The sequence below is a fragment of the Microbacterium suaedae genome (genome assembly GCF_003254645.1).
Taxonomy (GTDB): domain Bacteria; phylum Actinomycetota; class Actinomycetes; order Actinomycetales; family Microbacteriaceae; genus Microbacterium; species Microbacterium suaedae.
The window spans coordinates 117765-139929 of sequence record NZ_PNFD01000003.1 but is presented as its reverse complement, the minus strand read 5'-3'; the positions used below and the strand labels follow the sequence as shown (position 1 = coordinate 139929).

Annotated in this window: 13 protein-coding genes; 5 read left to right on the top strand and 8 right to left on the bottom strand. The window is 69.2% G+C overall.

The genetic code is table 11. The annotated features are described in order from the left end of the window. Window positions 1-70 precede the first annotated feature (70 nt). Together C0012_RS10195 and C0012_RS10190 are read right to left on the bottom strand one after the other, a co-directional pair. Window positions 71-646 (bottom strand): P-loop NTPase family protein, encoded by a 576-nt coding sequence (locus tag C0012_RS10195; RefSeq protein WP_110589877.1) that lies wholly within the window; start codon window positions 644-646, stop codon window positions 71-73. Beyond that, window positions 643-1293 carry a TetR/AcrR family transcriptional regulator gene (locus C0012_RS10190; protein WP_110589876.1) on the bottom strand — a complete coding sequence of 217 codons (651 nt, stop codon included), beginning with the start codon at window positions 1291-1293 and terminating at the stop codon, window positions 643-645. The genes C0012_RS10195 and C0012_RS10190 overlap by 4 nt, the downstream gene beginning before the upstream one ends. Before the next feature lie 193 nt (window positions 1294-1486). Between C0012_RS10190 and C0012_RS10185 the strand changes: the two genes are divergently transcribed. The 4 genes from C0012_RS10185 to glgB are packed head-to-tail and all read left to right on the top strand — an operon-like array spanning window position 1487 to window position 8833. Continuing rightward, complete coding sequence (locus C0012_RS10185; RefSeq protein ID WP_110589875.1) at window positions 1487-3439, top strand: alpha-1,4-glucan--maltose-1-phosphate maltosyltransferase; 1953 nt, start codon at window positions 1487-1489, stop codon at window positions 3437-3439. Beyond that, on the top strand, window positions 3436-5199 hold the full coding sequence (gene treS / locus C0012_RS10180) for a maltose alpha-D-glucosyltransferase (RefSeq protein WP_110589874.1): 1764 nt from the start codon (window positions 3436-3438) through the stop codon (window positions 5197-5199). Before C0012_RS10185 ends, treS begins: the two co-directional genes overlap by 4 nt. Beyond that, window positions 5196-6629: a maltokinase N-terminal cap-like domain-containing protein gene (locus tag C0012_RS15730; RefSeq protein ID WP_110589873.1), complete on the top strand. Its 1434-nt coding sequence runs from the start codon at window positions 5196-5198 to the stop codon at window positions 6627-6629. The genes treS and C0012_RS15730 overlap by 4 nt, the downstream gene beginning before the upstream one ends. After that, a complete protein-coding gene (glgB, locus tag C0012_RS15725; RefSeq protein ID WP_110589872.1) occupies window positions 6626-8833 on the top strand; it encodes a 1,4-alpha-glucan branching protein GlgB in 2208 nt (735 codons plus the stop codon). Before C0012_RS15730 ends, glgB begins: the two co-directional genes overlap by 4 nt. Before the next feature lie 78 nt (window positions 8834-8911). Here the strand turns inward: glgB and C0012_RS10165 are convergent, their stop codons facing one another. The 4 genes from C0012_RS10165 to C0012_RS10150 all read right to left on the bottom strand — a co-directional run bounded on the left by C0012_RS10165 (window position 8912) and on the right by C0012_RS10150 (window position 18752). Continuing rightward, the gene (locus C0012_RS10165) at window positions 8912-15187 is read right to left on the bottom strand and encodes a DUF11 domain-containing protein (RefSeq protein ID WP_110589871.1); all 6276 of its coding nucleotides are present in this window, start codon (window positions 15185-15187) and stop codon (window positions 8912-8914) included. Window positions 15188-15450: 263 nt separating this feature from the next. Further along, entirely contained in the window at window positions 15451-17841 is a 2391-nt protein-coding gene (locus C0012_RS10160; RefSeq protein WP_110589870.1) for a LuxR C-terminal-related transcriptional regulator, read from the bottom strand. A gap of 144 nt (window positions 17842-17985) precedes the next feature. Then, window positions 17986-18564 carry a hypothetical protein gene (locus C0012_RS10155; RefSeq protein ID WP_110589869.1) on the bottom strand — a complete coding sequence of 193 codons (579 nt, stop codon included), beginning with the start codon at window positions 18562-18564 and terminating at the stop codon, window positions 17986-17988. Between the two features lie 38 nt (window positions 18565-18602). After that, a complete protein-coding gene (locus tag C0012_RS10150) occupies window positions 18603-18752 on the bottom strand; it encodes an LPXTG cell wall anchor domain-containing protein (RefSeq protein WP_110589868.1) in 150 nt (49 codons plus the stop codon). A gap of 93 nt (window positions 18753-18845) precedes the next feature. On the opposite strand from C0012_RS10150, the gene C0012_RS10145 reads away from it, so the two are divergent. Continuing rightward, window positions 18846-19364 carry an adenine phosphoribosyltransferase gene (locus tag C0012_RS10145; protein WP_110590002.1) on the top strand — a complete coding sequence of 173 codons (519 nt, stop codon included), beginning with the start codon at window positions 18846-18848 and terminating at the stop codon, window positions 19362-19364. Between the two features lie 12 nt (window positions 19365-19376). On the opposite strand, the gene C0012_RS10140 is transcribed toward C0012_RS10145, so the two are convergent. After that, a complete protein-coding gene (locus C0012_RS10140; protein WP_110589867.1) occupies window positions 19377-20633 on the bottom strand; it encodes an ROK family transcriptional regulator in 1257 nt (418 codons plus the stop codon). After that, a complete protein-coding gene (gene mmsA / locus C0012_RS10135; RefSeq protein WP_110589866.1) occupies window positions 20633-22165 on the bottom strand; it encodes a multiple monosaccharide ABC transporter ATP-binding protein in 1533 nt (510 codons plus the stop codon). Before mmsA ends, C0012_RS10140 begins: the two co-directional genes overlap by 1 nt.

Below are 22165 nucleotides of genomic sequence, written 5' to 3'. Positions count from 1 at the left end.
AAATCCCCAGGAGCGGACGGATCCGCGAGATTCTTCCGCGTTTCGTGAGATCTCCGAATCTGGGGACGGGTCATGCGCGGGCGGCGGCGATGGCGCCGGCGGAGGCGAGGACGATGACGGCGTAGCGGCGCGCGGCCCACGCATGCGCCGCGTCGAGCCAATCGGCCGTGTCGCCGCCGTGGCGGTCGGGAGCGGTGAGGACGAGTGCGTCTACCGAAGGCGGTGCCGCGGCCGTTCGGGTGAGGACGCGGATCCGCGCCGCGGCCGGGAGATCGCCGATCGGCGTCGAGGCGTGGTCGCTGAGCCCCTCGTCGGCGAGGAGGCGGCGTGCCGCCCGCCGCGGTCCACGCAGGCCTGAGAAGACGAACTCCTCGGTGACCACCGAGGCGAGGGGCAGGTCGTCGACGGGGGCGCTCGTGTCGGGCGCGTCCACGATGGCGACGCGGCGGCGCAGCTGCCGGGCATCGGACGCGCCGTCGAGGGTGACGTCGCCGGCGGCGGGCGTCATCCGGCCGGCGAGGATGAGGGCGAGCAGCGTCGGGCGCTGCCCGCCCTCGACGGGAACGAGCGTCACCCCGCCCGTCGCGACCTCGAGGCTCGTCGCGGGGAGGGGGCCCTTCGCGACGCTATGGGCGGAGAGGATCACGCGAGGCCTCCGTTCGGGTCTGCTGACTGCACCGTATCGGGGTCCTTCTCGCCCGCGCGGGCGATCGCACCCTGCGCCTCGCGCCACGACAGCCCCGCGACGCCGAGTGCCGTTGCGCTGACGAGGCGCTGCGCCTCGTCGTCGGGGATCTCGCGCGCCACGGCGGCGTCGAGCACGGCGAGGGCCGAATCCTCGACGAGGCGTGCAATGACCTCGGGAGCCGCGTCCTGCCGGAACGCGCCCGCCGCGCAGCCGCGCGCGACGGCGTCGCGCAGGGATCGGCGGATCGGCGCGAGCGCAGCGCCGACCTCGCGCTCGAGAGGGCCCGAGACGAGCGCCTGCGCGACGAGCTTGACGTGCGCGATCGCCCGCCAGACGGCGGATCCGAGCAGTGCGACGTGCACGGAGGGATCGTCGTGCCGGATGTCGGCGACGGCGCCCGCGATCTGCGTCGCGCCGCGGTCGAGGAGTTCCCGCAGCAGCTCGTCGCGCGACGAGAAGTGCCCGTAGACGGCGCGGCGGGTGAGCCCTGCTTCGGCGGCGATCGCGTCGATCGACGCCTGCGGCGACACGCGCAGCACGCGCCCCGCGGCATCGAGCAGCGCCTGGCGGTTCGCGACGGCATCGCGGCGAAGAGAACGGGTCATGAATCTCTAAAGTACACACCCCTGTGCAATTTCTCCTGAACGCGCTCGCGAGTGCGATGTGGTCGCTCGCGGCGCCGGAAACGACCCGGCGGCACCCGCGAAGTGCCGGGCGACGCCCCCGCGTGTGAACCGCGTGTGAACGGTCGGTACGTGGGGGTTCCCCGCCGATCCCTCCCGGGACTACGTTGAACCCATGGTCGGCCGAATACCCGTCGTCGATGTTCACCCGCTCGTTCACGGGGGCGTCCGCCCCGCCAAGGCTACGGTCGGCGAGGCGCAGCCGATCCGCGCCACCGTCTTCCGAGAGGGGCACGATCGGCTGGGCGCCGAGGTGGTGCTCGTCGGTCCCGACGGGGTACGTCAGGATCCTGCTCGCATGCGCGAGGTGTCGAAGGGCAGCGACCGCTGGGAAGCCTGGGTCGCGCCCGACGCTCCGGGGGAGTGGGGGTACGAGATCCACGCCTTCAGCGATGCGCTCGCCACGTGGCAGCACAACGCCGAGGTCAAGATCCGGGCAGGCGTGGACGTCGAGCTCATGTTCACGGAGGGGCTGCTGCTCCTCGACCGCCTCGAGGCGGAGCACGAGACCGACGCGCGATGCGCGGCGCTGCGTGCCGCGCTGACCGATGCCCACCGTCCCCTCGAGGCGCGCGTCGCCGTCATCGCGAGCGAGGAGACGACGCAGCTGTTCCGCGAGAGACCCCTGCGCGATCTCCTCACCGTCGACGGTCCCTTCCCGCTCTTCGCGGATCGGAGGAGGGCGCTCGTCGGATCCTGGTACGAGTTCTTCCCCCGCAGCGAGGGTGCGCGCGTCGATCCCGACACGGGGAGGACGATCAGCGGCACCTTCCGCACGGCGATCGCGAGCCTCGACCGCGTCGCCGAGATGGGCTTCGACGTGCTCTACCTGCCGCCGATCCATCCGATCGGCGAGGTGAACCGGAAGGGGCGCAACAACACGCTCGACCCGGGCCCCGAGGACGTCGGCGTGCCGTGGGCGATCGGATCCCGGCACGGCGGGCACGACGCGATCCATCCCGATCTCGGCACCCTCGCCGACTTCGACGCGTTCGTCGCGCGGGCGCACGAACGGGGGATCGAGATCGCGCTGGACTTCGCCCTGCAGGCCGCGCCCGATCATCCGTGGGTGACCGAGCATCCCGAGTTCTTCACGACGCGCGCCGACGGCTCGATCGCCTACGCCGAGAACCCGCCGAAGAAGTACCAGGACATCTATCCGATCAACTTCGACAACGATCCCGCCGGGATCTTCGCCGAGGCCGAGCGCGTCGTGCGGTTCTGGATGGCGCGTGGCGTGCGCATCTTCCGCGTCGACAATCCGCACACGAAGCCGCTCGCCTTCTGGGAGTGGCTGCTCGGGCGGATCCGCGCGACCGATCCCGATGTGATCTTCCTCAGCGAGGCGTTCACGCGGCGCGCCATGATGCACGGGCTCGGGGCCGCCGGCTTCCACCAGTCGTACACCTACTTCACGTGGCGCACCGAGAAGGGCGAGATCGAGGAGTATCTCGCCGAGGTCGCGACAGAGTCCGACCACGTGATGCGGCCGGCGTTCTGGCCCAACACCCCCGACATCCTGCACGCCTTCCTCCAGTACGGCGGTCCGAACGCGTTTCGGATCCGCGCGACGCTCGCGGCGACGGCGTCGCCCACCTGGGGAATGTACGCGGGGTACGAGCTCTGTGAGCACGTCGCCGTGCGCCCCGGATCCGAGGAGTACCTCGACAGCGAGAAGTATCAGATCCGGATCCGCGACTGGGACGGCGCCGAGGCCGAGGGGCGATCGATCGCACCCTATATCGCGCGCCTCAATGCCCTGCGCCGGGAGATCCCTGCGCTGCAGACGCTGCGAGAGCTGCGGGTCCACTGGAGCGACGACGACCACGTGCTGGTCTTCACGAAGGGCTCCGGCGCCGACACGGTCATCGTCGTCCTCAATCTCGACCCGCACGGGGCGCGCGCCACGACCGTGCACCTCGATTGGCGGGCGCTCGGTCTCCCCGAATACTTCGCCGTGCACGAGCACCTCACGGGCGAAGACTGGTGGTGGGGCGAGCACAACTGGGTGGCGTTCGACCCCGGGCACCAGGTCGCCCACATCCTCACGATTCGAGACGACACATGACCTCCGACGCGTCGCCGCTGACCACATCGATCCCGGTCATCGCCGACGAGCCGTTCCCCGATTCACCGGGGGCCGTGCGCGAGCCCGAGTGGTTCAAGACGGCCGTGTTCTACGAGGTGCTGGTCCGTTCGTTCCACGACGGCGACGGCGATGGACAGGGTGACTTCCGCGGGCTCATCGAGAAGCTCGACTACCTGGAGTGGCTCGGCGTCGACTGCATCTGGCTGCCGCCGTTCTTCCCGTCGCCGCTGCGTGACGGCGGCTACGACGTGGCCGACTTCACGGGCGTGCACCCGTCGGTCGGGACCACCTCCGACGTCCGCCTGCTCGTTGAGGCGGCGCACGCGCGGGGGATCCGCGTGATCATCGACTTCGTCGTCAACCACACGAGCGACGAACATCCGTGGTTCCAGGCGTCCCGCGACGATCCCGACGGTCCGTACGGCGACTTCTATGTGTGGAACGACACCGATGACCTGTACCAGGACGCGCGGGTCATCTTCGTCGACACCGAGCCGAGCAACTGGACGTGGGATCCCGTACGCGGTCAGTACTTCTGGCATCGCTTCTTCCACCACCAGCCGGATCTCAACTACGACAATCCCGACGTGCACGACGCCGTCATCGACGCGATGCGGTTCTGGCTGGATATGGGGCTCGACGGCTTCCGCCTCGATGCCGTGCCGTATCTGTACGAGCGGGTGGGCACGAACGGCGAGAACCTCCCCGAGACGCACGACTTCCTGCGCAAGGTGCGGAGCATCGTCGACGCCGAGTACCCGGATCGTGTGCTCCTCGCCGAGGCGAATCAGTGGCCGCAGGACGTCGTCGACTACTTCGGGGATCCGCAGATCGGCGGCGACGAGTGCCACATGTGCTTTCACTTCCCGGTCATGCCGCGGATCTTCATGGCTGTGCGCCGGGAGTCTCGCTTTCCGATCAGCGAGATCCTCGCGCAGACGCCCTCCATTCCGTCCGGATGCCAGTGGGGCGTCTTCCTCCGCAATCACGACGAGCTGACGCTCGAGATGGTGACGGAGGAGGATCGCGACTACATGTGGAGCGAGTACGCGAAGGATCCGCGGATGAAGGCGAACATCGGGATCCGCCGCCGGCTGGCACCGCTTCTCGAGAACGACATCGATCAGATCGAGTTGTTCACGGCCCTGCTGCTGAGCCTGCCCGGATCGCCCGTGCTCTATTACGGCGACGAGATCGGCATGGGTGACAACATCTGGCTCGGCGATCGTGACGGTGTGCGCACCCCGATGCAGTGGTCGAGCGACCGCAACGCCGGCTTCTCCCGCGCGAATCCCGGCAAGCTGGCGCTGCCGCTCGTGCAGGATCCCGTGTACGGATACCAGTCGGTCAATGTCGAGGCCCAGCAGGAGAACCACTCGAGCCTGCTGAACTGGACGCGGCAGATGATCCGCGCGCGGCGGCGGCACCCGGCGTTCGGGCTCGGGGGATTCAACGATCTCGGAGGATCCAATCCGTCGGTGCTGTCGTTCTCGCGCGAGCACGCGATCGACGACAGCTCGAGCGAGATCATCATCTGCGTGAACAACCTCTCTCAGTTCCCGCAGCCGGTCGAACTCGATCTGCGGCGCTTCGAGGGGTTCATCCCCGTCGAGATCCTCGGCGGCGTCCCTTTCCCCCGCATCGGCGAGCTGCCGTACTTCCTCACGCTCGGCGGGCACGCATTCCTGTGGTTTCGGCTGCAGGCGCCCGCGACGGATCCCGAGGGTGGCGTCCTGTGACTGCGCCCACGTCCGAGGACGTCGAGTCGTATCTTGTGCGCACGCGCTGGTTCGGGGGCAAGGGGCGCCCGTTCCGCGTCACGGGCGTGCGGACCATCGCCGAGCTGGATCCGGCGGATTTCCGGACGTCCGGAGACGCCGTGAGCCGCCTGCGGGCCGTGCGCATCCACCTGGTCGACGTTGTCTACGACGACGAGGAGGGCGGCGCCGAGACCTACCACGTGCCCCTCTCGTCCTACGCCGACCCCGTCGCCCGTCTCGAGCACGCCCTCGTCGGTGCGGACGGGAGCGGCCTCGGGGAGGTCTACGACGCCGTGCATGACCGCGATGCGATGGCGCTGTGGCTCGGGGCTTTCGCATCCGCGACCGGATCGGCGCCTCGCGAGGTGCCGGGCGCGCGTTTCCATCGCGTGGCGGACACGCAGCTCGACCCTGATGCGACGTCGTCGCCGCTGACGGGGGAGCAGTCGAACTCGTCCGTCCGATTCGGCGAGCAGTCGATCATGAAGCTCTTCCGCAAGGTGTCGCCGGGCCGCAATCCCGAGATCGAGATCCTCCGAGCCCTCACGGAGGCCGGGGGCGACGACGTGCCAGGTCTCATCGGATGGGCAGACACCACTGTCGACGGATCCGTCCTGCAGCTTGCGATGCTGCAGACCTATCTGCGCGGTGCGACCGACGGCTTCGTGCTGGCGCTGTCGAGTGTGCGCACGATGCTCGTCGACGAGAGCGCGGGATCGGCTGGTTTCGACCACGAAGCTGCGGAGCTCGCCCGTGCGCTTGCGCGGATCCACCGACTCCTGCGGGAGGTGTTTCCGAGCGAGCGGCGCGGGCCCGAGGCGGCCGTCGCCCTCGCCGAACGGATGCGCGAACGGCTCGATCGGGCGATCCTCGCCGTGCCCGAGCTCGACGCGCACGCGCCGCGACTGCGCGGCCTGTTCGCGCGCGTGGGCGAGCTGCCGGGGCTGACGGTGCAGCGGATCCACGGCGATATGCACCTCGGCCAGGCGCTGCGCACGCCCCAGGGGTGGCGGATCGTCGACTTCGAGGGCGAGCCCGCGAAGCCCCTTGCCGAGAGGGTGCGGCCCGATTCGGCGTGGCGTGACGTCGCGGGGGTGATGCGCTCGTTCGACTACGCGCTCGCCGTCGTTCGCATGTCGCCTGCCGACGGGAGGGAACCCCTCGTTCGGGGCGTGGACGAGTGTGGCGAGTGGCCCGTCGTCGCTCGCGAGGCGTTCGTGGCCGCGTACGCCCGTGAACTCGGCTTCGCGGACGGCGCGCCTCCGGAAGACGAGATCCTGCTGCTCGACGCGTACGTCGCGGACAAGGCCGTGTACGAGGCGGTCTACGAGCAGCGCAACCGCCCCAGCTGGGTCGGCATCCCCCTGGCCGCGATCGCGCGCCTCGGACACACGGGAGAGACCGCATGACGCACGAGCTGCAGACGGCCGAGGCCTGGATCCTCGAGATGATCGCGGACGGTCGTCATGGCGACCCTCACGCGATCCTCGGCGCGCATCCGCGGAACGGATCGGTCACGGTGCGCGTGCTGCGCCCGCTCGCTGAGGCGGTGGCGGTGCGGATCCTCTCGGGTGACGGCACCTGGTCGGATGTGCCGCTCGCCCACGAGGCGCACGGCGTCTGGTCGGGTGTGCTGGAGCGAGCCGATGTGCCGACCTACCGTGTCGTGGCGACATACGCCGACGGTGCGCCGCATATCGCCGACGATCCGTACCGCTTCCTGCCGACGCTCGGGGAGGTCGACCTGCACCTCATCGGCGAGGGCCGTCACGAGCATCTGTGGCAGGTGCTCGGGTCCCGGGTGCGCACCTTCGACGGGGCTGGCGTCGTGCCGGACGTGACCGGCACCTCGTTCGCCGTGTGGGCGCCGCGCGCGCGGGGCGTGCGCCTCAAGGGGGAGTTCAACCAATGGGACGGCCGCGAGCACCCCATGCGGCAGCTCGGCACCTCGGGGGTGTGGGAGCTGTTCGTGCCCGATGTCGGCCACGGCGCGCGCTACAAGTACGCGATCCTCGGTTCCGACGACGTGTGGCACGAGCGCGCGGATCCGCTCGCGCGCTGGGCCGAGGAGCCGCCCGCGACCGCGAGCCGCGTGCACGATAGTGCGTATGCGTGGGGCGACGATGCGTGGATCGCGGCGAGGAGCGAGAAAGAGATCGCCGCCGATCCCGTGTCGATCTACGAGGTGCATCTCGGATCCTGGCGGCGCGGGCGCAGCTACGAGCAGCTCGCGGACGAGCTGGTCGCGTACGTCTCGGATCTGGGGTTCACGCACGTCGAGTTCATGCCCGTCATGCAGCATCCCTTCGGGGGTTCCTGGGGGTACCACGTCACGAGCTATTTCGCGGCGGACAGCCGCTTCGGCGATCCCGACGGATTCCGATTGCTCGTCGACCGGCTGCATCAGGCGGGCGTCGGCGTCATCCTCGACTGGGTGCCGGGGCACTTCGCGACCGACGAGTGGGCGCTCGCGCGATTCGATGGGGCCCCGCTCTACGAAGACCCGAACCCACAGCGCGGCTGGCACCAGGAGTGGGGCTCGCACATCTTCGACTTCGGCCACCGCGAGGTGCGTAACTTCCTCTTCGCGAATGCACTTTTCTGGCTGGAAGAGTTTCACGCGGACGGCCTGCGCGTCGATGGTGTCGCATCGATGCTCTATCTCGACTACTCGCGAGAGGAGGGCGAGTGGACGCCGAACATCCACGGCGGACGCGAGAACCTCGAGGCGGTGCAGTTCCTGCAGGAGCTCAACGCCACGGCGTACAAGAGAGTTCCCGGGATCACGATGATCGCCGAGGAATCGACGTCGTGGCCGGGGGTGACGCAGCCGACGAGCGCGGGCGGGCTCGGCTTCGGCTTCAAGTGGAACATGGGCTGGATGCACGACTCGCTCGAATACCTTTCACGCGACCCCGTGCACCGCGTCTACCACCACCACGAGATGACCTTCGCGGCCGTGTATGCGTGGAGCGAGAACTTCGTCCTCCCGTTGTCGCACGACGAGGTTGTGCACGGCAAGGGATCCCTGCTGCGCAAGGTGCCGGGAGACCGGTGGCGGCAGCTTGCGACGCTGCGCGCGCTGTACGGGTTCATGTGGGCATTCCCGGGCAAGCAGCTGCTGTTCATGGGTAGCGAGTTCGCGCAGGACGCCGAATGGGCGGAGTCGCGCGAGCTCGACTGGTGGCTTCTCGATCTTCCCGAGCACGGGGGCGTGCACGCCGCGGTCCGCGACCTCAATGCCGCGTATCGTGATGCGCCGTCGCTGTGGGCGTGGGAGACGGACCCCGGTACCTTCCGCTGGATCCAGGCCGATGATGCCGCCGGCAACGTGTTCGCCTTCCTGCGGCGCTCTTCGGCGGACGACGATGCCGAGCTGCTGGCGTGTGTGTCGAACTTCGCCGCCATGCCGCACTCGAGCTATCGCATCGGTCTGCCGCGGGCGGGCCGCTGGGTCGAGACCGTCAACACCGACGCGTCCGGCTACGGCGGCAGCGGCGTCGGCAACCTCGGCTCGATCGAGGCGGTCTGGGGCGAATGGAACGGCTTCCCGGCCCACGCCGACATCACGGTCCCGCCCCTCGCAACGGTGTGGTTCGCGCCGGAAGCGTGAGGGTCGCCAGAAAACGCCAGTCGCACCGGAGCGGGACTGGCGTTTTTTGGCGACCCATACGGGGAGCCGCGGGGCGGATCACTCCTGGTGGTGTCGGCGGCGGATCGCGAGGAGCAGGCCGGCCGCGAGAAGCGCGGCGCCGGTGCCGAGCAGCGGCCACGGGATCGTTCCGCCCGTCGCGGCGAGCGGCGGCTCCTCCGGCAGCGTGTCCTCGGCACTCACCTCGACGGGGTTCGTCGGGAACTCCGGGGTGTCGGAGGACGACACCGCCGCGATGTTGCCGAAGGTCCTCGTGATGCTCGTTCCGGCCGCGTGGGCGGGCGCATCGGGCACGACCGCGAGGAAGCGGAAGCGGGCGGTGTCGCCGGGGGCGAGCTCGTCGATCTCGACCGTGTAGCTCGCCGTGTCCTCATCGAATGAGATGTCGCAGTCGACGTCGCACGCCGCCCCGCCGGCGTCGGTCAGCCCGTCGACGAGTCGGTCGGTGATCACGATGTCGGTGCTCGGCGCGTCTCCGCCCGCGACGACCGTGATCTCGAACTGCACCGTGTCGCCGAAGTCGACGTTGCCGTCCGACTCCTCCCAGTCGCTGCCCGTCTTCTCGAAGACGGCCTTCGACGCGGCCAGATCGCCCTCGACGAGCTCGGCGACGTCGCAGTCGACGTTGTTGCTCTCCGACGTGCAGTCGGGATCCGCGGGGGCGGGGTCGTCGGGGGTGTCGACGACCGCGATGTTCGTGACGGATCCGGTCTCGGCGTCGCCCGTGAACTGCACCGTGAGTACGAGCTCGACGCTCCCGCCTACCGTGAGGGCGGCTGGATCGAGCTCGCAGCTCACGATCCCGTCCGCCGCCTCGCAGCCCTCGGGGGCGCTCAGCAGCTCGATCCCGGCCGGGAGCGTGTCGGTGACCGTCACCGGCTCGTCCAGATCGGCGTCGCGCTCGCCGACGTTCGTGATGGTGAGCGTGAAGTCGAACGGCGTCATCCGCGGGATGCGGTCGGCCGAGGACGTCTTCTCGATCGCGAGGTCGATCGGGAGGTCGTCGTTGACGATCGTGCAGACGACGTTGGCGGCGAGGGGAACGGAGACCGCGGATCCGTCGAGAGTTCCGCCCTCGCAGCTCCAGTCGCCGGCGGCGTAGCCGGAGGCCTCGACCTCGGAGAGGTCGTAGGTACCGGCGGGCACGGCGACGTCCGTGACGTCGTCGGTTCCGCTGATGCCCGTGACGGTGTCGGGGCCTTCGGCGGTGAGGGGGAAGTCCTCCTCGGTGGCGTTGCCGCCGTGATCGTTGACGACCTCCTTGACGAGCGTGAGGCTCGGCGCGATGTCGTCGTTGACGATCGTGCAGACGACGTCGGCGGCGAGAGCGAGGCTGACGGCGGATCCGTCGAGGGTTCCGCCTTCGCAGCTCCACTCGCCGGCGGCGTAGCCGTCGACCATGAGCTCCGAGAGCTCGTAGCTGCCCGCATCGACGACGACGCCTGTCACCTCGTCGGATCCGCTGATGCCCGTGACCGTGTCGGGGCCTTCGGCGGTGAGGGGGAAGTCGGAGGTGGTGGCGGTACCCCCGTCGTCGTTGATGACCTCCTTGACGAGCGTGAGGCTCGGTGCGATGTCGTCATTGACGATCTCGCACACCACGGCGTCCGCGAGCGACAGCGTGAGGCTCGTGCCGTCGAGGGTTCCGCCCTCGCAGTGCCACAGACCGGCGTGGTAGCCGTCGACCATCTCCTCCGACAGCTCGTAGGTGCCGGCCGACACGGCCACGTCGGTCACGTCGTCGGATCCGCTGATGCCGCTGAGGGTCAGCGGGCCTTCGCCGGTGAGGGGGAAGTCCACGACCGTGGCGGTGCCGCCGTTGTTGTTGCGGACGGTCTTCTCGAGTGTGAGACGCGGAGCGATGTCGTCGTTCGTGAGGACGCAGTAGGCGCTCTCACCGTTCGCGAGAGCGATCGCGGCGTCCTCCACCTCGAGCTCATCGACCATGTCGTTCGTCGCCCAGCAGACGATCGAGACGAGCTCGTAGCCGTCGAGCTGCTCCTCGCTCAGCGCGTAGGTGCCCTGCGGGACCTCGACATTGGTGACGGCGTCGGATCCGCTCGGCCCGGTGATCGACACGGCGCCGTCGGCGCTGAGGTCGAAGTCCTCGGGGGCCGCGGTGCCGCCGTGGTCGTTGATCACGTTCTTCACCAGGGTGAGGTGCGCCGGATCGTCGTCGTTGAGGATCGTGCAGGTCGCGTGCTGCGCGATGCCGAGCGTGAGGGTGTCGCCCTCGAGCGTCCCCGCCGTGCAGCTCCAACCGGCACCCGTGTACGCGGACGGTCCGTCCTCCGACAGGAGGTAGTCGCCGGCTACGACGACCTGGTCGGTCACCTCGGGCGTCCCGCTGATGCCGCTGATCGTCACGGGACCCTCTGCGGTGAGGATGAAGTCCTCGACCGTGGCCTGCCCGCCGTGGTCGTTCGTGACCTCCTTCACGAGCGTCAGGGTCGGGGCGATGTCGTCATTGATGATCGTGCAGACGACGTCGGTGGCGAGGGGAACGGAGACCGCGGATCCGTCGAGGGATCCGCCCTCGCAGCTCCAGTCGCCGGCGGTGTAACCGTCGACCATGACCTCGGAGAGGTCGTAGGTGCCGGCCGGGACGGTGACGTTCGTGACGGCGTCGGTTCCGCTGATGCCGGAGATCGTCGTCGGTCCTTCGGCGGTGAGAGGGAAGTCCTCTTCCGTGGCGGGGCCGCCGTGATCGTTGACGACCTCCTTGACGAGCGTGAGGCTCGGAGCGATGTCGTCGTTGACGATCTCGCAGACCGCGGATTGACCGTTCGCGATCGTGACCGCGGATCCGTCGAGGGACCCGCCCTCGCAGCTCCAGTCGCTCGGCGCGTAGCCGGAGGCCTCGACCTCGGAGAGGTCGTAGGTGCCGGCCGGGACGGTGACGTTCGTGACGGCGTCGGTTCCGCTGATGCCGGAGATCGTCGTCGGTCCTTCGGCGGTGAGAGGGAAGTCCTCTTCCGTGGCGGGGCCGCCGTCGTCGTTGATGACCGTCTTGACGAGGCTCAGCTGCGCCGGCTGGTCATCGTTGAGGATCGTGCAGACGACGTTCTCCGCGAGGGCGAGCGCCACGGTGGATCCCTCGAGGGATCCGCCCTCGCAGCTCCAGCCGCTGGCGGTGTAGCCGGAGGCCTCGACCTCGGAGAGCTCGTAGGCGCCGGCTTCGACGGCGACGTTCGTGACGGCGTCGGTTCCGCTGACGCCCGTGATGGTCACAGGGCCTTCCGCGGTGAGGGGGAAGTCCTCTTCCGTGGCGGTGCCGCCGTCGTCGTTGATGATGTTCTTGACGAGGGTGAGGCGCGGTGCGATGTCGTCATTGACGATCGTGCAGACGGCGCTCTCGCCGTTGTCGAGGCTCACAGTGGACCCCTCGAGGGATCCACCCTCGCAGGACCAGGACCCGGCGGCGTATCCGTCGAGTTCGACCTCGGAGAGGGCGTAGTCTCCGGCCGCGACCATCGCATCCGTGATCTCGGGGTCGTCCGTGACGCCGCTGATGGTCAGCGGCCCCTCGGCGGTGAGCGTGAAGTCGGCGGTCGTGGCGGTGCCGCCGTCGTCGTTGATCACCTGCTTGATGAGCGTGAGGTGGGCGGCCGCATCGTCGTTGATGATCGTGCAGGTGACGTTCTCCGCCAGGCCGATCGCCACGGTGTCGCCGTCGAGCTCGCCCCCGCCGGTGCAGGTCCACGTGCTGGGGTCGTAGTTCTCGAGGTTCTCCTCCGAGAGTACGTAGCTGCCCGCCTCGACGGGAACGTCGGTGACCTCCGGCTCTCCGCTGATGCCCGTGATGGTCACGGGGCCTTCCGCGGTGAGGGGGAAGTCGTCGATGGTCGCGGATCCGCCGTGGTCGTTCGTCACGATCTTCTCGAGCGTGAGGCGCGGGGCGATGTCGTCGTTCGTGATCTCGCACGTCGCGCTCTCGCCGAGGCCGAGGCTGACGGTGGATCCGTCGAGGGAACCTCCCTCGCAGCTCCAGTCTCCGGCGGCGTAGCCGGAGGCCTCGACCTCGGAGAGGTCGTAGGCGCCGGAGGCGACGGGGACGTTCGTGACGGCGTCGGTTCCGCTGATGCCCGTGACGGTGTCGGGGCCTTCGGCGGTGAGGGGGAAGTCCTCTTCCGTGGCGGTGCCGCCGTGGTCGTTGATGACGTTCTTGACGAGCGTGAGATGCGCCGCGTCGTCGTCATTCACGATCGTGCAGGTGGCGACGTCTCCGACGCCGAGGCTGAGCATCGCGCCGTCGAGGGATCCGTCGGTGCAGCTCCAGTCGCTCGCGGTGTAGCCGTCGACCGTCTCCTCGGAGAGCGCGTAGTCGCCGGCGGTCACCGCCACGTCGGTGACGGCGTCGGTGTCGCTGATGCCCGTGACGGTGTCGGGGCCTTCGGCGGTGAGGGGGAAGTCCTCTTCCGTGGCGGTGCCGCCGTGGTCGTTGACGACCTCCTTGACGAGAGTGAGGCGGGGTGCGATGTCGTCATTGACGATCGTGCACGTCGCGCTCTCGTCATTCGCGAGCGCCAGGGTGGATCCGTCGAGGGTTCCGCCCTCGCAGGACCAGGACCCGGCGGCGTATCCGTCGAGCTCGATCTCGGAGAGGTCGTAGGCGCCGGCGGGAATCTCGGCACCCGTGATCTCCGGGTCGTCGGTCACGCCGGTGATCGTCACGGGGCCGGTGGCGGTGAGCGGGAAGTCGTCTGTGGTGGCGGTGCCGCCGTCGTCGTTGACGACCTGTTTGATGAGCGTGAGGTGCGCGGGCCGGTCGTCGTTCGTGATCGTGCAGGTGACGGAAGTTCTCACAGCGACCGTCACGACGTTGCCGTTCAGCTCGCCGCCGGTGCACACCCAGTCGCTCGCGTCGTATCCGGCGGCCGTCTCCTCGGAGAGCGTGTAATCGCCGGCCTCGACGAGACCCGTGAGACCGATGCCAGGTGCGGGGTCGGGATCCGTTCCCTGCAGCACGACGTTCCCGCCGCCGTCCTCGGCGGTGAGGGTGAAGTCAGCGACGGTCAGGGTCCCGCCGTGATCGTTCGTCACGATCTTCTCGAGAGTGAGCGACGTGACGGCGTTCGTGATCACGCAGGAGGGGGCGTCCGCCACAGTGTGCGGGAACATGGGGAAGACGGCGCCCGTCGACGCGCCGTTCTCGTACAGCACGACCGACTCGACCGGTGCTCCGGCTTCGAACAGGTTCGTGTACGTGCACACGACGGTGTCGAGGCTGACGCCCGCGGGCAGATCGCCTGTGAGCTCGCGCACGAGGTAGTCGGGGTCGGCGAAGAGGTTCTGCCAGGTGTGGCTCTCGCCCGCGCCGATCGAAGCGGTGATGGAAGCGTTCGACGCGTCTTCATCCGCAACCGGGCCGACGAGTCCGTCCGCGTGCACGGGCATGCCGTCGGCCTGCTCGATCACGTACGAGAAGAGCAGGTCCTCCGGTACGGGACCGGTCGTCTCCTTCGTCACGGTGAGGTCGTTGCAGTCGCTGATGACGAGCGGCGGCGGCGACATCGTGTCCTGCAGCTGAGCCTGCTGGCTGTTCCCCGTTCGGGACATGACCTGCCCGGAAGTGAACGTGTCGCATTGCTCGTGCGAGAAGATCCCGGAATCCGTGAGATCGACGGCCATCTCGCCGAACGTGCCGACATTTCCGTCGACGCCGTTCGTGCCGTAGTCGGCCTGGTAGGAGCCGGTACCGGGGACCCAGCTTGTGCCGTTCCAGCGCAGCACCTGGATGTCGACGGCCCCGCCGCCGTTCGCGTCGTAGTTGAACTCGATGAGAAGATCGTCCCCGCGCCCTGCCTGGGGGCCCGTGAACTCCTGGTAGACGGTGAGGTCGCCCGTGCCGTCCGCCGAACGGTTCCAGAATTGGTAGAAGATGATGTGCGCCTCGCCGTCGACGTCGACGATCTCGTACGCGGATCCCGCCGAACAGAGGTCGCTCTTCTTGTTGACGTTGCCCGTGCCGATGATCCACGGATCGGCGTCGATCGTCTGACTGCCGGGAAACATCGACGGGTCTTCTTGCGTGGGCACCCCTTCCGTCGCGCAGTACTCCTCGCCCGATGAGTATCCGAGGATCCCCGTCGACGGATCGCCCTCCGCCGTCGTGTACGGACCGTATGCCGCGCCGGACAGCACGCCGTCCCAGTCATTCGTCCCGGCCATGTCGCCGTCGATCTCGAACAGCGTGTTGACGTTGCCGACCGAGGTGGGGATATCCGCGGCGAACGCGGGTGGTGCGGCGAGGCCGGCGGCGGCGAGAGCGGCGGCGGCGGTGATGGCACCGAGTCGGGTGCGGATGCGTGACATGGCGGGTCCTAGCGAGCGAGGGCGGTCAACGTGCGCACGCTATTCCTGGCGCGAAGCTCGCCAACAGGGCGCTCGGCGGACCGTTGCGGGGACGTCACGATGCACAGGAACGCACGAGAAAAACTCAGGTAGACCAGGAGTTCTCTCGGCGCGCACTCGTCTCGCCCTTCCTCCTCAGGGAGCGGAGGAGGGGGCGTGGCCGCTGCGTATGGGCGAGCGGGTGATGCCGCGTACGGCGCGGGGGTGAGCGGGCGGGTGAGGCCCTACGCGATGAGTCCCGCCGACCGCGCGGCGAGGATCGCGTCTGCCCGCGTCGACGTGCCGAGCTTGCGGTAGATGCTGCGCAATTGGGTCTTGATCGTGTTCGGAGAAACGCCCAGCCGTTCGGCGGCCACGGCAATGGTTGCCTGTGAGGCGAGGACCTCGAGAACGACGATCTCCCGCTCGGTCAGTTCGATGAGTTCGCCGCTGCCGTCGATGTCAGCGGCGACGGCGTGGAGCGTGTGCACCACCTTCGCGATCGCGGGATCCGCGCACAGCGTGTCCGCGTCATCGAGGACGGACGCGAGCCAGGCCGGGCCCTGTTGCCCGAAGGGGAGGATCCGTTGCGTCTGTGAAGCGACGCGGAGCGCATCTTCGAGGGGCGAGAGCGCGCCGGACCGGTCGCCGCTCTCCCGTCGGGCCATGTGCAGCAGCACCTGGCCCCGCATCGCAAGCCGAACGGAACGTCCGTGCGCGAGCTCGAGCACCCGCTCGCTGCGGGCGATCGCCTCGGTGTGCTCTCCGAGGCGGATGAAAGCGAGCGCGCGTTGAAGCTCGGCGTGAGGGAAGGCGTCGATATCGAGCTGGCCCCGGTCGAGCTCTTCGAGAGCTTCGCGCGGGCAGCCGTTGGCGAGCAGGGCCTCCGCGCGGATGGCGTGCAGCCACCGCGTCTGTCCGGGCGACATTCGCTCGAGGGCGACCTGCGTCTCGAAGTGCTCGATCTCGCTCTGCGCCGCGCGGGGGCGGCCGAGCACGCCGTGCGCCAGCGCCCGCAGGCCCGCTTCGACGAGCGGGATCGTCCTCGGATCGTCGATGGTGTAGTTCGCCACCTGCCCGAGGATGCGTTGCACGGCCGCGACGTCGAGCCGGTTGAGCGAGAAGCCGATCTGCTTCGCCGCAGCGGAGAGGCGGCGATGAGAAGGGCGCGGCGACGGGCGGAGCGAGAGGTGTGCCGAAGCATCGTGGGAGATGTACGCCGCGACCGTCGTCAGCTCCGCTGCCATCGCCGCGAGCTCTTCGAGGCCCTGCATCGCCGCGGCGGTCTGCGCCGACTCGAACGCGAGCATGGCCTCGTCGATGTGGCTCGACTCGAGGGCGCTCAGCCCCGTGTGGAAGGAGATCGTGGCGCGGTCCTCATCGGGAGGAAGGACGGAAGCGAGAGCACGGAGCTGCTGCAGCGACGCCTCCTGCCGGCCTCGGAGGCGGCTCGCGGCCGCGCGCATCGTGACGAAGATGGCGGCGTCCTCCGGAGCCATACCGCTCGACAGATCGGCGACATGATCGAGCAGTTCCTCGGCCTGGGCGAGATCCGCGTCGGGAACGTGCCCGTTGTGCCCGCAGTGTCCGATGTCGATCAGCGTGCGCGCGAGTGCGATCCTCAGCCTCGGATCCTCGCTCACTCGGAGACTGGTTTCGAGCGGACCGCGGATCCGCGCGACGGGGATCCGCGCGAGATCCCGCCAGCGGATCGCGAGCAGTCGTGCGCGCACGTGCGGGGAGATCGCCGAGATCCGCACCGCATCCTCGATCTCGTCGGGAAGGGCGAGCGCCGAGATCGACGCGGACGCGTGCTCGCGAGTGTGGGGGTCGTCGTGGAGCGGGACGCTGCGGCGGAAAGCGTCGGCCATCCCGGGGATGAAGGCGAGTCTTCCCTCGGAGTCGGCCCGCAGGAACCCGGCTTCGATGAGCGTCGTCTCGAACGCGGTCGTGCGGTCGCTGTGCGACCACAGTGCGTCGACCGCGCTGCGAGAGAGGGGGGCAAGATGGGCGGTGGCGATCGCAGCCCGCCATTCCCAGAGGCGAACCTCATCGCCCTCGACCTTGCTCGCGAGGCGCGCGACGGCCGAATCGCAACCGCGACGGATCTGCGCGTCGCTGAGCTCGCCGGTGATGGATCCTTCCGCGATGATCGCGTCGACGGCGGCGGGGAAACCTGCCGTCGCCGCGATGATCCGCGTCGCCTGAAGGTCGGTCATGTTCACGCCCGCCGCGGCGGCGAGGGAGACGAGCTCTGCGCGGGTGAACGACAGCGTCCATCCGCCGACCCGGAAGTCAGGGCGCACGCCTCGCGCCGACGCGCTCCCGGGCCACCCGAGGGGCGAGACGACGACGAGGATCGCGTGGGGAGCCCTCTCGCGGCACCTGACGATCAGATCCGCGTCCTGATCCGTCGCGTCGGCGAGCGTGAGCACAATGACGTCCGTGTCTTCCTTGTCGTCCGGTGCGTGTCGCGACAGCCATGCCGCCGACAGCCCGGTCGCCGCGAGCCAGCTGGTGAGGAAAGTGGTCGTTCCGGAGCCGTCGGGTGCTCGGATCAGCACGGTCTCGCCCGGGTGGGCCTGCTGCATCAGGGCGAGCAGCCGCGGCCGTCCGCTCTCGAATGACGACGTCACAGCGCACCCCCCTGGCGCACCCCGGGCCGTCGCAGGCGACACGGCACGAGTGTGTGGCGACCGTCGCCGTCGGGATCGGCTCGGGTGCCCGGGTATACCGCGATTCTGCCCTACGCAGGGCGGTGATTCCAGGGGGGGTTCTGGTCAGGCCGGGGGAAGCCTCAGCACGTCTGATTCGCCCACCTCGAGATCCTCGACCCAGCGCAGCGTGCGCGCGAGATCGTCGAGGTGGGGGAGGAAGGTGAGGAAGCGCTCTCGGTCCGGGCAGACAGCGTGGAGCGAGATGAGCTGCGACCCGGTGTCCCACGTGTAGGTCGCAAACGAAAGGCGACCGTTCGGCGGCTGATCCATGACGAGCTTCTCGCCGACCCCAAGGTGCGGGTTCGAGAAGCTCTCGGTGTCGTCGTACTCCATCGGCATCGAAGCGCGAGCGGCGCGCAGATGGGGCGTGAGATCCTGCACCTGCGCAAGCGCGGCGAGGGCGGAGGGATCGTCCTTCCACGACCACGCGAGGAAGCGTCCGTTCGCGTTCCGGAGGCCGGCCTTGATGATGCGCGTCGCGAGGAAACTCATGACCCCGGATCCGGGCTGTCCCTGCGTGACGCCCGCCGTCGACAGCAGCATGCGGATCGCGGCCCTGCGGTGGCGACCTCCTCCGAAGCCGCGGCCCCTGAGCGGCACCCAGCGGTCGGTGTCGGCGTCAGCCTGAAGATGGGACGTCATGCGACCAGCGTACGGGGCGGCCGCGAGCAGCGCTCACGTCAGTCGCGCCCGCGGCGGCGGAGGAAGAGGTACAGGGCCGCGCCGCCGACGATGAGCGCGATCGCGATGGCGATCACGATCCCTGAGATCTGCCCGCCGGTCGCGACCAGATCAGCGGCGAGTTCGTTCGCGTGAAGGGAGATGCTCATGCACGTATCCTCGCGCACAAACGCCCCGATGTGGGGGTGGCCGCGCGAACTGTCGCACGGCGACTGTCAGCCGTCGCCGGTACGCTCGGGGTCGTGACCGCTCCCGATCTCGCCCGCGCTGAATCACTGATCGCTCTCACGCCCGACTATCCCGAGCCCGGCGTGCTGTTCCGCGACATCTCTCCTCTCCTCGCCGATGCGAGCGCTCTCCGCGACGTCTGCGATGCGATGATCCGGCCCTTCCGCGGGCAGTTCGACATCGTCGGCGGCATCGAGGCGCGCGGCTTCCTCCTCGCGGGGTACATCGCGGCGGCAGAGGGCGTCGGCATGCTGCCGATCCGCAAGGCCGGGAAGATGCCGAAGCCTGCGGCAGCGGCCTCGTACGAGCTCGAGTACGGCACTGCGACGATCGAGGCGCCGGGCGTGCTCGAGGCGGGAACGCGAGTCCTCCTCGTCGACGACGTGCTCGCGACGGGGGGAACCATCGCCGCCGCGAAGCAGATCCTGTCCCAGCTTGGCGCGACGGCGATCGGATCCTCTGTGATCCTCGAGCTGGAGGAGCTGGGCGGACGCGCCCGTGCGGGCGGCGTTCACGCGGTCTTCACCGCCTGAGGCGAAACCGCCTCAGCGACCCGGCGCCATGCCCGCCGGATCGAGCAGCAGCGGTGCGAACGCCATCTCGGCCGGTGCGAGCTGCATGAGCCGTGAGCGCATGCGCGCGCGCTCGAGCCGCACCTGACGGCCCTCCGCGCCGACCGGGTCGATGTGGACGGCGTCGGAAAGTCGCTCGCGGCTCGCCGCGAGGAGCACACCGAGATACCCCGAGAGCACGACCACTTCGGGGGCGAAAGCGTTGACGAAGTTGGTCAGCGCGAGCGACAGCAGATCGACCTGGCGCTCGAGCTCTGCCGTAATGGCGGGATCCCGCGCGACGCCCAGCTCGATGTCGAGCTCGTCCTCGTCGAGCTTCCGGCGACCGAGCAGCTTCAGCAGGGGGCCGGGGGTCACCTCGGCCGACAAACACCCGCGGCGGCCGCACGGGCACCGTGCTCCGCGCGGGTCGAGGACCGTGTGGCCGAGTTCGCCGGCGAAGCCCGACGTGCCGCGCAACAGTGTGCCATCGAAGATGAGGCCGCCGCCGACGCCGTACAGCGACCCGTGGAGGTACAGAAGGTTCGCGGCGTCGCGGCCCACGCCGAAGCGGGCCTCCGCCATCGCGCCGATGCTCGCGTCGTTCCCTGCCGTGACGGGGATCCCGATCGCGCTTTCGAGACGGGGAGCAACCTGCTCTCGGCGCCAGCCGAGCGGGGGCGCGACGAGCACCGATCCGGCCTCGTCGACGAGCCCGGGCACGGCGAGACCGGCACCGACGAGCCGATAGTGCCGGTCGATGTCGGCGCGCATGCCGTCGACGAGGGAAGAAGCGATCTGGGCGAAACGGCGCGGACTCGGTGGGCTCGACAGATCGTGCCGCACGCGGGAGTGGACCGCCCCGCCGAGCCCGACGAGCGCGACCGAAACGGCGTCGGCCTCGACGCGGATGCCGAGCGCGACGACCGCGTCGTCGGCCGCGACCCCGAGCGACGGCCGTCCGCGCCGTCCCGTCGGTGCGGCCTCCGCCTCGCGGACGAGACCGAGCTCGAGCAGCTCGGTGACGAGGGCCGTGACGGTCGAGCGATTCAGCCCGGTGACGGCGCCGATGTGCGAACGCGACTGGGCTCCTGCCGTGTGCACGAGGCGGAGCACGGCCGACAGATTCTGCTGCCGGACCTCTTCGTTCGTCGTTCGCGCGCCGGCCGTGCGCGGCGGAGCGCCGCTCCACGACGCGGGCTCGCGCCCGCCCGCCCGATCGTCTTCCTGCATCGTCACCACGTCACCCATCAGCTCTCGGCCGTCATGTATCGCATGAGCAGCTCTTGCGTCGCGTGTTCGCGGGACACCTCGCCGGTGACGCGCCCCTCAGAGATCGTGTAGATGCGGTCGGAGAGCCCGAGGATCTCGGGCAGTTCGGAGGAGATGACGACGATGGCTTTGCCCTGCGCCGCGAGCTCGCCGATGATCCCGTAGATCTCGTACTTCGCGCCGACGTCGATGCCGCGCGTCGGCTCGTCGAGGAAGAGCACATCGGGGTTCGCGAACATCCACTTCGACAGCACGACCTTCTGCTGATTGCCGCCCGAGAGGTTCCCCGTGACGGCGGAGACGTTCGGTGCCTTGATGTTCATCTTGTAGCGATACGCATCGGCGACCTTGTGCTCGCGGAAGTGATCCACGATGCCGAGCCGGGCGAGGCGGTCGAGCGCCGCGGCCGAGACGTTGGCCTGGATGTCGCCGATGAGGTTCAGCCCGTATCGCGCCCGATCCTCCGTCGCGTAGGCGATTCCCTCGGAGATCGCCTCGTCGACGGTGCGGAGCGAGACGCGCTCGCCGCGCTTGAACGCGGATCCTGAGATCCGCGACCCGTACGAACGCCCGAAGATGCTCATCGCGAGCTCTGTGCGTCCTGCGCCCATCAGGCCGGCGAAGCCCACGACCTCGCCGGATCGGACAGAGAAGCTCGCGTCGTCGACCACGACGCGCTCGGGATCCGAAGGATGGTGGACGGTCCAGTGCTCGACGCGGAACAGCTCCTCGCCGATGTCGGGGTCGCGCGGCGGGAAGAAGCTGTCCAGGTCGCGGCCCACCATCGCCCGAATGATGCGGTTCTCGTCTGTCTCGGGGTCGTCCGTCCGCATCGTCTCGACGGTCGCGCCGTCGCGGATCACGGTGATCCGGTCGGCGATCGCGAGGACCTCACGCAGCCGGTGCGAGATCACGATGCACGTGATGCCCTGCGTGCGCAGCTGGGCGACGAGGCCGAGGAGACGCTCGGAGTCGGTGTCGTTCAGGGCGGCGGTCGGTTCGTCGAGGATGAGGATCCGTACATCCTTCGCGAGCGCCTTGGCGATCTCGACGAGCTGCTGGCCGCCGATGCCGAGCTCGATGGCCTTCGTCGACGGCGAAGCATCGAGACCGACGCGCGCCATGAGCCGGGCGGCGCGTTCGTTCGTGCGCCGCCAGTCGATGAGGCCGTTTCGGACGACCTCGTTGCCGAGGAAGATGTTCTCGGCGATCGAGAGCTGGGGGACGAGCGCGAGCTCCTGGTGGATGATGACGATGCCGTGGGCCTCGCTGTCGCCGATGGATCGGAAGGCGACGTCGCGCCCGTCGAGCTCGATGCGCCCTTCGTACGATCCCGTGGGGTGCACGCCGCTCAGGACCTTCATGAGCGTCGACTTGCCCGCACCGTTCTCGCCGCAGATCGCGTGGACCTCTCCGGGCAGCACCTCGAGCGAGACATCCGACAGTGCCTCGACGCCGTGGAACCGCTTCGTGATACCCGCTGTGCGGAGGATGGGGTCAGTCGTGGGGAT